The following is a 13,621-nucleotide window of genomic DNA, read 5'->3' on the forward strand; positions in this document are numbered from 1 at the left end:
GGCATGCTCGGCTGGCTCGACCGCGGCGGACCGGCCGTCCGCAAGCCCCGCCGCACCTTCAACACGCCCGGGTGACCACATCTAAAACGCGCTCTTAGCCGGGGCTTCGGCACGCTTCCATTACCCGATGGGTGAAGCCGGGAATGAGCATGTGCCGCTTCGTGCCAGACACCGAATCCGGGGACCACCGGCCTATCGTCCCCAGTGGGTGAAGCCCGCCCAGGCGACGAGGGCGGTGGCATCAGCGGCGTCGAGCCGGCTGCCCAGTGGTGCGGGTAGCAGGGTCCGGTCACGGCCGGGATCGAGCATCCACAGCTGGGCGGCGCGCAGGGCCCGCCAGGGAGGCATCCGTTCGGCCCGCAGATAGTGGTGGAAGACGAACATCAGGACCGACGTGGCCCGGTCCGGGATCGGCCAGAGCGTGGACAGCACCGAACGCGCGCCGCCGGCCAGGAACGCCGTGCCCAGGCTGTACGCCTCGTCGTAGCCGAAGACGGAGTGACCTGTACGGCAGGCGGCCAGCACGACCAGATCGGTGTCGTGGCTGGCGGCGCCGTTCATCAGGGCGACGATCTCTCCGGTGCTGAGCCGGTCATCGCCGGCGAGCAGGAGATGAGCGGCCCCGGTGTCGTCGTCCACGGTCCCGTGACACGCCAGGTGGAGAGTGCTGCCCCGGGCACCGTCCCCGGTGAGCCAGTCGCGCACCTCCGGCGCCGTGCCGGACCCGGCCGGGTCGCTCCGGCCGTCCGGACGACGGCCGACGTAACGCGCTTCGGGATAGAACGCGCGATGGATCTCGAACGCCTCCAGCCGCGCCGACGGCAACGCGCCGGCGGACGTGGACGCCGGGTCGCCGACGAACAGCCCCCGCGAACCGGGCGCGATCGGGGGCAGGGCCGCGGAGTGGCACAGCATGCGGGCGGAGGCGGCGTAGGACACGGCGAGGTCTTCGACCGCGAACCGGCCGTCGGGCCGGCGCGCGGCGTGCCAGGGTATCCGGGCCAGCTCCCCCATCGGGACCAGCACGACGCGGGGCACGCGGTCCTGCCGCGCACGGGGCGGGAGGTGCTCCACGAGCGGGCCGACAGCCGCCCACCAGGCCCAGTCGCACACCGCGCTCACGGTCTCCGGCAACGAGGCCTTCGCGGTCGCCGGGCCCAGATCCCGCGATCGCAGGGTGAGATAGCCGGCCGCCTCCGGCACTCCGGCGAACCGCAGGAGCGGCAGCCTCAGATGGAACGGCGGCCCGTCGGCCGGCGCGATCACCGCGAGTCCCGGCACCTCGGCGTCGCCCGGGACCAGATAGACGAGGGCGTCGGCGTCCACGGCCGCCAGCGCGGCGGCGATCTCCTGCACCGGCGGCGGTTCGAGCTCGCGGTCCTGGAGGACCGACCAGACCTCGGCGCGCAGATGAGCGGGCAGATGCTCGGGGCCGCCACCGGTGGCGGCCTCCCGCCACCGGTCGGCGAGATCCCCTCGGCCTGCCCGTTCCAGGCGGTCGGCCACTCCGGAGGTACGGGTGGCCGCGAACAGTGCGAGCCCGCGGCCGGTGTCCAGGGCGGTGATCGCGGCCGCGTCGTCGTCGCCGACGAGCGACCGGGCGACCGCGATCGCCGAACCGGCCTCCTGGCGGACGGCGAACCGGGTGGCCTCCGGCGTGGGCTGGACGAGGGCCTTCCAGACACCGTGCTGGAGCCCGTCGAGCGCGGCCTGCACCGGGCTACCGGTGCCGGGAGCGTGCCGCCGGACCTCCGCCAGGCACAGGTTGATCCAGACCCAGTGCGGGTGGTACGGGCCCCCGGCGAGAATCCGGGCCTCCTCCAGCGCGGCGGACGCCTCCGGCAGATCGGTGGAGGGGCCGCCGTTCAGGCTCCGATTGAGGATTCCCATGCCGAGTTCGCCGAGAAGACGGACCCGATCCGCGTGCGGCACCGGGAGAGCCGCCAAGGATCGCCGGGCCCGGTCGACGGCGTCCTCCGGGCCGGACACGGCGTTCCGCGCGGCCGCGACCAGCCGCGCGGTGGCCCGGTCGAACAGGGGGTCGCCGACGGGAAGGGCGTCCAGCACCACCCGGAGCCGGTTCCGGGAATCGGTGGGATCCTCGCCACGGACGTTCGCCTCCTGATAGGCCACCGATGCGTCGAGGAGCGCCAGGAACGCGGGGTATGGCTCCGGGCCGGACTGGTCCGAGAGCATCGCCCGCAGCTCGGCGAGCCTCTGATCGAGGCCGAGGAACAGGGAATCGTCGCCGGACAGCCGGTTGAGCTCGTCGTCGAGGGCCCGGCGAAGGTGCCGGTAGGCCGGGGACGCCGGATCGTCCTCGAAGAGTCCGTCCAGTTCGGTCAGGGCGGCGCGCAGGTCGGGCAGACGTCCTTCGGCCAGGGCGAGGGCGATCGACATCGACCGTGCATAGGGGCGGGTGTGCGCCCACGCCGGATCGGTGGGCGGTTCCCGGTCGGCCAGCTCCAGCAGCGCGTCCAGGTGGGTGTACGGGCTGCGGCCCTCCCTGTCGAGCAGTGCGGTGATCAGTGCGGCGGCGAGCGGCCCCCGCGCGTACGGGCCCTCCGGCAGCCGCAGCAGCGCGACGGCGGCCGCGTCAGGGTCGCCGTCACCGTGGACGACCCGGTTGACGGCGGTGGACACGGCGGCGATGTCGTTCATCGGCGATCCCTCGGTCGATGCTCGGTCATCGATGTCTGACGGACCGGCACCGCCCGGTCCCCGGCGTGGCGCGGCACCGTGGCACCCACCACGCGCCGGATCGCGCGGCAGTACAGCCCGGCGGTCCCGTGCTTGAACGGGCTGTCGGTCCGGCGGTCGGTCCGCACGCCGTAGACGACGTCGAGGCGTTCCCGCTCGGCCAGGGCGCATGCTCGGAGGAACACGGTGACCGGGACCGATGAGGCCCGGATGAGGCCGATCGGCGATCATGAAGCTCATGACGGCGGACGAGGGTACGGCGACGGTCATCACGCTCTGCGGCTCGACCCGGTTCGAGGCCGAGTTCGCCGAGGTCAACCAGCGGCTCACGCTGGACGGGTACGTCGTGCTCAGCCTCGGGATGTTCCGCCTCCCCGAGCTGCCCGGCTACGACTGGACGGCCGACGGCGCGGATCTGAGGGGACGGCTGGGCCGGCTGCACTTCCAGAAGATCCGGATGGCCGACGAGGTCTACATCGTGGACCCGGGCGGCTATCTGGGCGAGTCGACCCGGCGGGAGATCGCGTACGCGGAGTCGCTCGGCAAGCCGGTCCGGTACCTGAGCCGCGAGTGACGCCTCAGCTCTGACGCGGAGAGGCGTTGCTGCGTCGCGCTATAGTGCAAGATGCACTAACAGGGAGGGCGCGGGATGGCGCGGAGACATGACCTGGTCGGGCTGACCGTGCTCGCCATGCTCTCGGTGCGCGCGAGCCACCCGTACGAGCTGCAGCAGTTCATCGTGCACACCCGCAAGGACTACGTGACCGGGCTACCCCGCAGCCTCTACCACGCCATCGACCGGCTCACCGAGACCGGCCTGATCCAGCCGGCCGAGACCATCCGCGACGGCCGCCGCCCGGAACGGACCGTCTACCGCATCACCGACGACGGACGCCGGGAACTCGGTACGCGGCTCAGCGGCCTGATCGAGCAACCGGGACTGGACCGGCCGACGTTCACCGCGGCGATCTCGTTGCTGGGCTCCCTCCCCGTGCCCGCGGCCCGCGAGGCGCTGCTGGCCAGGGCGGCGGCCCTCCACGAAACGATCACCACCGGCACCGCACAGCTCGGCACCCTGCGCGACACCGGCCTACCCGACGTCGTGCTGCTCGAACTCGAGTACGCGCTGGCCATGCACCGCGCCGAACTCGACTGGACCGGCACCGTCCTCACCCGCCTCGACAGCGGAACCCTCGCCTGGCCCGCCCCGATCCGGGCCGACCTGCTGGAGACGGCCCTCCACGAAACGGAGCAGCAGTCATGAAGCTGATGGTCGACCTCGCGGGCATCATCGAAGCCCCGGTCGACGAGGTCTGGCCGCTGATCCAGCGGGCAGTCCCGTTCACCGAGCAGACCGGCACCACCGGGGCACACCAGGGCGGCTGGTGGTACCGCGGCGAGTGGTCCGCCCAGTCGCACGGCGACCACACGCTGGTCACCCACCGGGTCTACAACGTCGCCCAGACGATGCGCTGGGGCGTACCGCTCGCCAACCGCCTCTTCATCGGCTTCGCCCGCAATACTCGCGACCGCTTCCAGCAGAGGATCACCGACATGGCCCGCCACCTCGACACCACCGGCCACCTCATCGACACGCCGGACGCACCGAACTGAGTCCGTCAGCGCTCATCGGCCCTCGCCCTGCTCGACGTTCGTTGTCCAGCTCGCCGTTGTCCTGCTCGCCGTTGTCCAGCTGGGACTGAGAGGTGTCTCGAGGATGGTGAGGCACTCCTGAACGCCAGCCGAAGGTCAGCGGCTGGGGCTGAGGGGTGCCTCGGAGGCCGTGAGAGGCCTCCCAGCACCAGCCAGGACTCGCTGCCGGGCAGATCGCCAGACCGGATCGGGTGCGATTCTCGGTGGACCGGCGCCGGCCGGATGCGCGAAGATCCGGCAATGTCCGCCGTCGTCCGCAAACCCGATCATCGCGACGTGGAACGCAGACTCCTCGCGCGGGGATGGAAGCCGTGCGGCGCGGGCGACTGGGCCGTCGCGCTGCGGTCACCGGACGGCCGGACCGCCGCGCGAATCAGCCCGTTCGACCCGACCGGCCCGTACACGGCGGCCCTGTACCGCCAGGCCCGGCACACCCGTCAGGTCCCCGAGTCGTACTCCCATGATCGGCTGGCCGGGGGCGGCGACCTGCAGATCATGGAATGGCTGCAGCCCGCCACCGAGGATGACGCCGTGGCCTTCCACCGGATGATCGCCAGCCGAGCCCCGGAGGTCGCCGACCTCGTCGACATCATCCGCCGCATCCACGACCAGGCCCGTCAGTCGCTGCCCTGGTGCGGACCGCTGGACCAGAACCCCGCCAACATCATGTGCACCGCGGACGGGCGACTCGTCGTCACCGACCTCTTCTACGCCGACGGCCCGAACCTGTACGCCACCGCGGCCACCGACCCCGACCTGGTCGCCGCGAAGATCCCGGAAGCCGAGCGGCGGTTCATGACCGAGATACCCCTGGCCACCTCCGGACCGTGGGCCCCCGAAGCGCGCCACAGGATGCGTGCCGGCCTCGCGGCAGCCGACGCCCGCCGGGACCACAACGCAACCCCGGCGTCGTGAGCCGCACGTCGCCGGTCGCGTGACTAGCGGAGGACCAGGTCCAGCCTGCGCGGACCCTAAGTGGGGATCTTGACGGCGGGGTCGAGGCGGCCCTCGGTCCACGGCACGTCGTCGGCGTCGTAGGACCAGGAGATCTCGGCGAGCTGAGGGCCGATCAGCGGCAGGGAGTAACGGCCGGTGCCGTCGACGGCCGCCATCTCGTCGCCGGTGAAGGCGTTGTACGCGTGGATCCGCCAGGTCGCCCCCGGGGATGCCGGTACGGCGACCCGGCCGGTCAGCGTCGCCGTGGCGCGCGCCATGCTGAAGTCGTAACTCGTGATGGCGCCGGCGGTGATCGGCACGCGGTCTGCCAGGAAGCGGTTGCCCCGGTGGCCGGACCACTCGCGAGGGTGGCCTTCCGAGTGGAAGAGCAGGGGCCAGCCGTACGGCCCCAGTCTGTCGACGGTGTAGCGGCCCTCCCTGTCGGTCGTGGTGTTCCAGTTCGGGCCGTCCTGGGCGCCCCATGCGGAGTACGCCACGTCCGCGCCGGGCAGTGGAGCGCCGGACGCATCGGAGACCACGCCGGTGACCGTGCCGGGCGGGTCGAGCAGCACCCGGGGCGCCTGAACGGTGCGGCCGGGCTTGACCACGATACGGGCGGCGGCGCGCTGGTCGCCGGTTCCGCCCGATTCGCCGACCCACTGGTGGCCGTAGCCGGACGGGGCGATCGCGAACAGCTCGTACGTCCCGGCGGCGACCGGCGGGGTGGTCGACCGGCCGGCCGCGTTGCCGCACCCGCTGTGATCGTCGCCCAGGTAGCCGTCGCCGAGGCGTTTGAGGATGAAGCAGGTGCCGCGGATCGCGGCGCCGGTGGCCCGGGCGGTGGTCCGGATCGCCACGGTGCCGCCCTGGGTGAGCCGCATGGTGACGGTCGTGGTCCGTCCCGGGACCAGCCGCACCGAGGATGCACCCTGCAGGTATCTGCTGCCCGCGCCGGGCAGGGCCGACACCCGGAACTCACCGCCGGGCTGGTTCTCGACGGTGACCCGGCTGCCGTCGCTGCAGCCCGAGTGGCGAGAGTCGGTGCGGCTGGCGGAGGTGCCGCTGCGCAGTTCGACGCGGCACTGTTCGACACGGCACTGTTCGACGCGGGCGCTCATCGGGTCCTCCTCCTCCTCGGCGTCGCGATGGCACGGATCCCGTCATTCCCCTGAGCGGGCCTTTTGTGGGACGGGGACAACGATCGCGCTCGGTTGTGTCCCTCGAGAACGAGCGGATACATCGATGATCATGGATACACTGAACTCCCCGGTAACAAGCCCGAAGGAGAGTCCCCCATGTCCGTCCCCGTGGCCCGCTGGGCCGTCATCGCCGCCGTCCTGCCGCTCGGTGTCCTCGCCGCCCCGCTGCCCGCCCTCGCGGACGCGATCTCGGCGCCGTACACCTGCTCCAGCATTCTCGGCGACGATGCTGTGACCATCACCGGCGATCTGACCGTCAGCCCGAACCCGGCCACCAAGGGCTCCGCGGTCAGCTTCGACCTCTCCGTCACCGACCTGGGCATCACCGCCCCGCTGCGGATCAAGACCTGGAGCGGCACCGCGAACCTGGTGGTCAGCGGCGCCGAGAGCGCCACGTTCGCGCTGAGCGGCAGCGGCGGCCCGATCGCGGCCGGCGCGGCCATCACCGGCGAGCTCTCCGGCAGCTGGACCCCGTCGGTGGCCGGCACCGACACCATCACCGGCGGCGAGGTGGCCATCACCGCCGACGTCCAGCTGATCGGCGACGTCGAGCTCACCTGCACCCCGGACGCCGGCCAGCCGACGGCCGCCACGCTGACCGTCCAGTAGCCCGCCCCCGGTGAGCGACAGCCCGGTCCCGCCACGACGGGACCGGGCTGTCTCCGGCCGAGCGCCCCCACACGATCCCGGTCCGGCGGTAAGGTCCGACGAACGGACGGAGGAGCGCAGCACGATGGCCAGAGTCGTCATGCAGGCCGTGGTCTCGGTGGACGGGTTCATCGCCCATCCCGATGACACGGTCGGGCCGCTCTTCGACTGGTACGGCAACGGTGACGTGACCGTACGCGCGAACGACACGTGGTCGTTCAAGGTCAGCCGGGCCTCGGCGGAGTACGTGCGGCCGTTCTGGAGCGACGTCAGCTGCACGGTGATCGGCCGGCACCTGTTCGACACCACCGACGGATGGAAGGGCGTGCCCGCGGCCGGGGACTCGCTGGTCGTGATCACCCATCGGCCGCTGCCCGGGGAGTGGCTCGCGCGGTTCCCCGAGGCGCCGTTCCACACCGCCGGGTCCGTCGAGGCCGGGATCGCGCTCGCGAAGGAGCTCGCCGGGGACGGGCTGGTCTCGGTGACCGCGGGCGACGTCGGCGGGCAGGCGTTCTCGGCCGGGCTCGTCGACGAGGTGTGCATGGACGTCGTGCCGGTGGTGCTCGGTGACGGGGTGCGGTTCTTCGGTGGCCACACCGGGACCGTCCTGCTCGACGACCCGGACGCCGTCGTCCAGGGCGATCGCGTGCTCCACCTGCACTACACCGTCAAGCGGTAGGGCGCGCCCGCACGCCTAAAGAGCAGGGCGGGCCCGTACGCCGTTCAGCAGGGTGGTCAGGTAGCGACGGACCGTCGCCGCGTGCTCCGCGCGGTCTGCCGGCGGGTGCACCCGGGCCGCGAACATCACGCCGCACATCAGCGGGACGATGTCGTCGGCGGAGACGGCCGGGTCGACGGCACCCGCCGCGCGCGCCCGGGCCAGCAGGGCGCCGAAGACCGCCACGAGCCGCCGCTTCGCCTCGGCCGTGGCGGGTAGCGCGCTCTCCGGTGTCGCGAAGACCGGCGCCAGCGAAGGATCCGTGACCTGCGCCTCCGTGGCGGCGTACAGGAAATCTCGGAGGGAATGCCACGGATCGGAAGCGGCCAGGGCCTGCTCGGCGTGTGCCACCAGGGCGGCCAGGCCCGGCGCGGCGATCGTCTCGAGCAGGGCCTCCGGGGTCGGGAAGTGGCGGTAGACCGTGGCGACACCCACCCCGGCCGTCCGCGCGACGTCGTTGAGCTGGATCGATATGCCGCCGTCGACCGCCAGGCGGCCCACGTCGACGATGCGTTGCCAGTTGCGGGCGGCGTCCTTGCGCAGCGGGGCGGTGCTCATCACCACAGTGTAACCGGATAGATCATCCGCTTGTGCTACGGTGAAACGGATACATCATCCACTTCATGGGGGCCACCATGCGGCACAGCATCGACGTCGACGGCCGGACCAGGACATACACGCTCGTCGAGGCCGACAGCGAGGACCTCCTGCTCGTCTTCCACGGGTCGAAGCAGGACGGCGCGAAACACCGGGCGTTCACCGGGAACGCGTTCGACGCGCTCGCCACCGCGGGCGTGGCCACGGTGGCGTATCTCGACGGGTACCGCGGCAACTGGAACGACGCACGGCGGACCAGCGCGTTCCCGGCCCGCGCCGAGAACGTCGACGACGTCGCCTTCGCGCACGCCGTGGCCGATCAGATCAAGCCACGGCGGGTCTTCGCGGTCGGGTACTCGAACGGCGGGCAGATGGTGCTGCGCCTGATGCACGAGACGCCCGCGCTGCTCTCCGGGGCCGCGGTCATCGCCGCGACCATGCCCGAGCCGGACGCCTTCCTCTTCCCCGACGCACCACCGGCCCCGATGCCGTTGATCATCATTCACGGCACGAAAGATCCGATTACGGCGTACGCCGGTGGCGAGTTCCCCTGGTGGGCCCGGAAGCTCTTCAAGGTGGGCGGCCGAAGCCTCTCCGCGCCGGACACCGCCGCCTACTTCGCCGGCCGCAACGGCATCCACGCCGCACCGTCGACGGCGCGGCTCGGCACGATGATCGAGCAGACGTCCTACGCGTCGCCGGGGCGCCCACCGGTGTCGCTCTACACCGTGCACGGCGGCGGTCACACCATCCCGGGGCCGCGCAACTCCCCCGCCATCATGGGCCGGACCAGTCACGACGCGAACACCGCCGACCTGCTCGCCGACCTGATCCGCGCCTCCTGACATGACCCCCTCAGTCCCTGCCCACGGCGATCCAGCCGCCGCCGGCGGCACGCACCCGCAGGCCCACCACCGGGGCGTCCGGATCGTCGCCGGCGCGCACCAGGCGCACGTCCGGGCAGCCCTGGCTGACCGGGTGCCAGCCGCCCGCGGGGTCGGCCACGGCATTCTGCCGGCAGTGCTCCTCGTCGACGTAACCCCAGGCCATCAGCAGCTCCGCCCCGTCGTAGGAGTAACGCCCCACCGAGGCGATCCGGTCACCGTCGGGCCGGCGGTAGAACTCCGCCCGCAGCCCGGGGACCTCGCAGCCCTCGAAGGCGGCGTCGTCGGCCGAGCGGTGGAATCGGTACGCGGCAAGGTCGGGAAGAGTCATCGGTCGTTCTCCCACTCGGGCGAGCCCGCACGGCGGCGCGGGCGGCGCCGATCATCGGCACCACGACACAGTCGTCGCGCACACCCGCGCTGGTTCCCGGGTAGCCCGATCGTGTTATTGCCAGTAGGTTGCAATAACCATGATTGAGCATCATGTCCGGGCCGCGTCCCGGCTGATCCCCGGGACGGCGCCGCAGCGGCTGCTCGCGGCGTCCAACCTCGTCTTCACGCTCGGCAGCGGGCTCTACCTGACCGCCGGGGTCCTCTACTTCACCGAGGGCGTCCACCTGCCCGCCTCCCAGGTGGGGCTCGGGCTCGGGATCGCCGGGGCCATCGCGCTCGCGCAGGGTGTCCTCGTCGGACATCTCGCCGACCGGCTCGGGGCGCGCGGGGTCTACCTGGTCACGCTGATCGTTCAGACCCTGGCCACGGTCACGTTCGTCCTCGTGGAGAGGTTCTGGCCATTCGTGATCGCGGTCAGCGTGGCCACGGCGGCGAAGACCGCGGGGACGGCGGCGCGCAGCCCGCTGATCCGGCGCTTCGGCGGGGAGCGGCCACAGGAGTTCCGCGCCTACCTGCGCGCCGTGACCAACGTCGGCGTCTCGGTCGGCGCGCTGTTCGCGGGGTGGGCCGTGCAGACCGATACGCAGACCGCGTACCGCCTGATGGTGGCCGGCATGGCGATCTTCACGGCCGGGTCCGCGCTACTCATCGCCTTCGTGCCGCGGGTGCCACCGACACACGTGGCGGCCGGGCCGCGATGGGAGGCGCTCCGGGACCGGCCGTACCTGCTGCTGACCGCTCTCGACGGGGTGATGGCGATCCAGTTCAAGGTGCTGACCGTGGCGATCCCGCTCTGGATCATCGAGGTCACCACCGCACCCCGCTGGACGATCTCGGTCACCATGCTGGTCGCCACGATCCTGGTGGTGCTCTTTCAGGTACGCGCCAGTCAGGGCGTCGACTCCCCCACCGCGGGTGGCCGCGCCTATCGCCGCGCGGGGGTCGCGTTCCTGATCTCGTGCTCGCTGGTGCCGTTCACCGCGGCGATGCCGGGCTGGGCGGCCGCGATCGTGCTGGTGGGCGCCGCGGTGGTGCACACGGCCGGCGAGCTGTGGCATGCGGCGGCCGGGTTCGAGGTGTCGTTCGCGCTCGCGCCGGAGCACGCCACTGGCCAGTACCTCGGAGTGTTCGGGCTGGGCGCGGGTCTCGCCGAGACGGTCGGGCCGGGCCTGCTGATCGGGCTCTGCATCGGGTGGGGCGCGCCGGGCTGGTTCACCGTCGGGGTCATGTTCGCGTTGACGGGGTTGGCCGTGCCGGCGGCGATCAGGTGGGCACACCGCCGGCACGGGGTCCTGGTCAGCTGATCGGCGTGGGCCCGGCGATCAGTCCCGGTCAGCTGACCAGTCTCAGTCAGCTGATGCCGAGGGCGTCGGTGACGTGCAGGATGCCGGCGGTGGTCATCACCACGCCGAGGATGACCACGACGGCGGAGGAGATCAGCGGGAGGCGGGTGAGCAGCGGGTTGTCGGTGGCGGGACGGACCCGCTGCAGGGCGCCCCGGATGGTGACCAGGGCGAGTCCGATACCGACCAGGACGGCGGCCAGGCCCAGGCTGAACGCGACGATCATCGTGAGGCCGAGGCCGGTGCGGTGCAGGCCGACGGCGAGAATCAGGATGCTCAGGGCCTCGGGGCACGGGATCAGGCCGCCGGACATGCCCATCGCGACGAGTTCCCGCCAGCTGCGCGGCACGTGATGGCTGTGCCCATGCCCGTGATCATGACTGTGCCCGTGGCCATGCCCGTCATCGTGCGTGTGGCCGTGGTCATGGTCGTGGCCGTGGTCATGGTCGTGTGTGTGGCCGTGATCGCCTTTCTCCGGCGCGTCGTGCTCGTGGGGATGGGTGCTCCCGGTGGCCGCGTGCGCGTGGGCCTCGGGCAGAGCGTGCGCGTGGGCCTCGGGCAGAGCGTGCGCGTGTCGCTCGGCGTGCGTGTGGGCGGCCGCTCCGACCAGGACGGGCGCGTGGGAGTGACCGTGCGCGTGATCGGCGGCGTGGCTGCCGGAGTGACCGTGCGCGTGATCGGCGGCGTGGGAGTGGCCGTGCGCGTGGCCGTGCGCGTGGCCGTGCGCGTGGCCGTGCGCGTGGCCGTGGGAGTGGCCGTGAGGGTCGGCGCCGGAGCGGAAGGCCTTCCAGCGGCGGACTGCTACGCGGGCGCCGAGGAACAGGACCACGCCGCCGGTCAGGACCTCCAGGGCGGGGACCAGCACGCCGGGGAGAACGCTGTCGCCGATCAGCAGGACCACCGTACCCAGGAGGAGAACCGATGCGGTGTGGGTGACCGTGATGATGCCGCCGAGGGTGATCGCCTCGCGGGGCGTGCCCTTGGTGCCGACCAGGTAGGCCGCCATCAGCGTCTTGCCGTGTCCGGGAGTGAGCGCGTGGAAGGCGCCGAGCACCGCGCACAGGACGATCAGCATGGCCAGCGCCCACGGGGAGGCGAGCGGGTCCTGCAGCGTGGCGAGCACCCGTTCCTTGAGGCCGGTCGACTCCGCCGCGACGGAGGCCGTGTCGGCGGCCCCGTCGATGGTCGCGCCGGTGGCCCCGTCGGTGGTCGCGCCGTCGGTCCCGTCGGTGGCTGCGCCGGCGGCCGACGTCCGGGGCACGATCGTGAAGCCCATCGCGTTGCCGGACGCCGTGAGGTCGGTGGCGGTGACCGTCGCGTCGGAGGCCACCACGACGTCGATCGTCGCCGTCGTGGGCTGGCCGCCGTCGTACCCGTCAAGGAACTGGATCTTCTTGGTGTCGGTGGGAATCGTGACCGAGGCGAGCACCGCGGTGAGGCCGCCGCCCGCCGCCATCAGCTGATAGTCGGGGTAGCTGGTCCGGCCGACGGTGATCGGGACCGGCGTGCCGTCGGCGGTGAGCGACAGTCCGGCGACGACCGCGGCCGCGTGTGCGGCGATCTCGGCATCGCTGATCACCTTGTCACCATCGGTGTCGACGGTGTCGGCGAAAGCGCCCGCGACCAGGGTGCCCGGCGAGAGATCGACCTCGATGCCGAGCACGCCGGCGTCCGGCGAGAGCGTCACCTGGTGGGTGACCTGGTCGAGCGGGTGCGCGGAGGCCGGGGCCGCGGTGAGCAGGATGCCCGCGGCCACGGTCGCGAGGGCGACCAGCCCGCGGATCATGAGAGACCGTCCGGTACGCAGGCAGGCATGGGTCTCCCCGATGGCGAAGTGGCATGTGGAACGACCCGCCGAAACGGTACGGCGGGCCCGATGACGCGCCACACCGTAGGAAATCGTGAACAGCAATGTCAACAATTATCCGCGCTGCGGACGAACCACTTATCCAATTCCTAGCAACCGCACAGCGACGCCACAGTCGCATTCACGAATTGCGATATCCCGTCACCCGTTCGTGCGCTGACCCGCGACGTCCGGCGCGTACTCGTCCAGCAGTTCCCACAGGCCACCGACCTGCTCGGCCGCCGTCGCGGCGACCGGATCGGTGCGCCGCAGGAACGCCAGGTGCCGGCAGGCGTGCGCGATCACGTCGGCGTGCCCGACGTATTCCGGGGACGGCGACATCGGATCCGCGCCGCGGGCGGTTTCCACCGGAGCCTCATGGAACACGGCGGTCCGCGGATCCGGGTCCGGCAGCGCCGCGTAGGTCAGCACGATCCGTCCCGCGTCGAATCGCCAGGACGTCGAGTGCACCATGCGGCCCGGTATCGCGCTGGACTCGGTGAACCCGGCCAGGCGTCTCGCCAGGGCGTCCGGGTGGTCGCCGTCCGCCAGCCGCGCCTCGTCCAACCGGCAGGTGAGACGGCCGTCCCGCATACCGAGCAGGACGGTCTCGACGACGACTCCGGCGGACGGCGACTCGTGAAGATCCACCTCGCCATCCTTCAGTAATTGCCATACTGTGGCAACAAGGATCGCCCGAACGA

General features: G+C 71.9%; 15 protein-coding genes. 8 read left to right on the forward strand and 7 right to left on the reverse strand.

Annotated elements, in window-relative coordinates; genetic code table 11:
• Nucleotides 1–192: 192 nt before the first annotated feature.
• Nucleotides 193–2,661, reverse strand: coding sequence for a CHAT domain-containing protein (locus AB0M08_RS27390; protein WP_364498931.1), 2,469 nt, complete (start codon nt 2,659–2,661; stop codon nt 193–195).
• A complete protein-coding gene (locus AB0M08_RS27395; protein ID WP_364498934.1) occupies nt 2,658–2,885 on the reverse strand; it encodes a hypothetical protein in 228 nt (75 codons plus the stop codon). Before AB0M08_RS27395 ends, AB0M08_RS27390 begins: the two co-directional genes overlap by 4 nt.
• Before the next feature lie 53 nt (nt 2,886–2,938).
• Here AB0M08_RS27395 and AB0M08_RS27400 point away from each other — a divergent pair, with 53 nt between their 5' ends.
• The 4 genes from AB0M08_RS27400 (at nt 2,939) to AB0M08_RS27415 (ending at nt 5,268) form a co-directional block, all read left to right on the forward strand.
• Nucleotides 2,939–3,274 carry a hypothetical protein gene (locus AB0M08_RS27400; protein ID WP_364498937.1) on the forward strand — a complete coding sequence of 112 codons (336 nt, stop codon included), beginning with the start codon at nt 2,939–2,941 and terminating at the stop codon, nt 3,272–3,274.
• A gap of 75 nt (nt 3,275–3,349) precedes the next feature.
• Nucleotides 3,350–3,964, forward strand: a complete 615-nt coding sequence (locus AB0M08_RS27405) for a PadR family transcriptional regulator (RefSeq protein ID WP_364498940.1) — start codon at nt 3,350–3,352, stop codon at nt 3,962–3,964.
• Nucleotides 3,961–4,314, forward strand: a complete 354-nt coding sequence (locus AB0M08_RS27410) for a hypothetical protein (RefSeq protein ID WP_364498942.1) — start codon at nt 3,961–3,963, stop codon at nt 4,312–4,314. The genes AB0M08_RS27405 and AB0M08_RS27410 overlap by 4 nt, the downstream gene beginning before the upstream one ends.
• Nucleotides 4,315–4,629: 315 nt before the next feature.
• Nucleotides 4,630–5,268, forward strand: a complete 639-nt coding sequence (locus tag AB0M08_RS27415; protein ID WP_364498944.1) for a hypothetical protein — start codon at nt 4,630–4,632, stop codon at nt 5,266–5,268.
• A gap of 56 nt (nt 5,269–5,324) precedes the next feature.
• Here AB0M08_RS27415 and AB0M08_RS27420 read toward each other — a convergent pair whose 3' ends face one another.
• Nucleotides 5,325–6,407 (reverse strand): carboxypeptidase-like regulatory domain-containing protein, encoded by a 1,083-nt coding sequence (locus AB0M08_RS27420; RefSeq protein WP_364498947.1) that lies wholly within the window; start codon nt 6,405–6,407, stop codon nt 5,325–5,327.
• Between the two features lie 177 nt (nt 6,408–6,584).
• Between AB0M08_RS27420 and AB0M08_RS27425 the strand changes: the two genes are divergently transcribed.
• Both AB0M08_RS27425 and AB0M08_RS27430 read left to right on the forward strand, forming a co-directional pair.
• Complete coding sequence (locus tag AB0M08_RS27425; RefSeq protein ID WP_364498949.1) at nt 6,585–7,097, forward strand: hypothetical protein; 513 nt, start codon at nt 6,585–6,587, stop codon at nt 7,095–7,097.
• A gap of 124 nt (nt 7,098–7,221) precedes the next feature.
• On the forward strand, nt 7,222–7,815 hold the full coding sequence (locus tag AB0M08_RS27430; protein ID WP_364498952.1) for a dihydrofolate reductase: 594 nt from the start codon (nt 7,222–7,224) through the stop codon (nt 7,813–7,815).
• Between the two features lie 15 nt (nt 7,816–7,830).
• Here the strand turns inward: AB0M08_RS27430 and AB0M08_RS27435 are convergent, their stop codons facing one another.
• Nucleotides 7,831–8,412 (reverse strand): TetR/AcrR family transcriptional regulator, encoded by a 582-nt coding sequence (locus AB0M08_RS27435; RefSeq protein ID WP_364498955.1) that lies wholly within the window; start codon nt 8,410–8,412, stop codon nt 7,831–7,833.
• 65 nt (nt 8,413–8,477) lie between these two features.
• Here AB0M08_RS27435 and AB0M08_RS27440 point away from each other — a divergent pair, with 65 nt between their 5' ends.
• On the forward strand, nt 8,478–9,296 hold the full coding sequence (locus AB0M08_RS27440; protein ID WP_364498958.1) for a hypothetical protein: 819 nt from the start codon (nt 8,478–8,480) through the stop codon (nt 9,294–9,296).
• Nucleotides 9,297–9,306: 10 nt separating this feature from the next.
• Here the strand turns inward: AB0M08_RS27440 and AB0M08_RS27445 are convergent, their stop codons facing one another.
• Nucleotides 9,307–9,666 (reverse strand): hypothetical protein, encoded by a 360-nt coding sequence (locus AB0M08_RS27445; RefSeq protein ID WP_364498961.1) that lies wholly within the window; start codon nt 9,664–9,666, stop codon nt 9,307–9,309.
• A gap of 139 nt (nt 9,667–9,805) precedes the next feature.
• Between AB0M08_RS27445 and AB0M08_RS27450 the strand changes: the two genes are divergently transcribed.
• Nucleotides 9,806–11,032 carry an MFS transporter gene (locus AB0M08_RS27450; protein ID WP_364498964.1) on the forward strand — a complete coding sequence of 409 codons (1,227 nt, stop codon included), beginning with the start codon at nt 9,806–9,808 and terminating at the stop codon, nt 11,030–11,032.
• 46 nt (nt 11,033–11,078) lie between these two features.
• Here AB0M08_RS27450 and AB0M08_RS27455 read toward each other — a convergent pair whose 3' ends face one another.
• Nucleotides 11,079–12,857 carry a sulfite exporter TauE/SafE family protein gene (locus AB0M08_RS27455; protein ID WP_364498967.1) on the reverse strand — a complete coding sequence of 593 codons (1,779 nt, stop codon included), beginning with the start codon at nt 12,855–12,857 and terminating at the stop codon, nt 11,079–11,081.
• Between the two features lie 222 nt (nt 12,858–13,079).
• Nucleotides 13,080–13,568 (reverse strand): hypothetical protein, encoded by a 489-nt coding sequence (locus AB0M08_RS27460; RefSeq protein WP_364498969.1) that lies wholly within the window; start codon nt 13,566–13,568, stop codon nt 13,080–13,082.
• Between the last annotated feature and the right edge of the window lie 53 nt (nt 13,569–13,621).

Source organism: Actinoplanes sp. NPDC051851 (assembly GCF_040681165.1).
Taxonomy (GTDB): Bacteria; Actinomycetota; Actinomycetes; order Mycobacteriales; family Micromonosporaceae; genus Actinoplanes.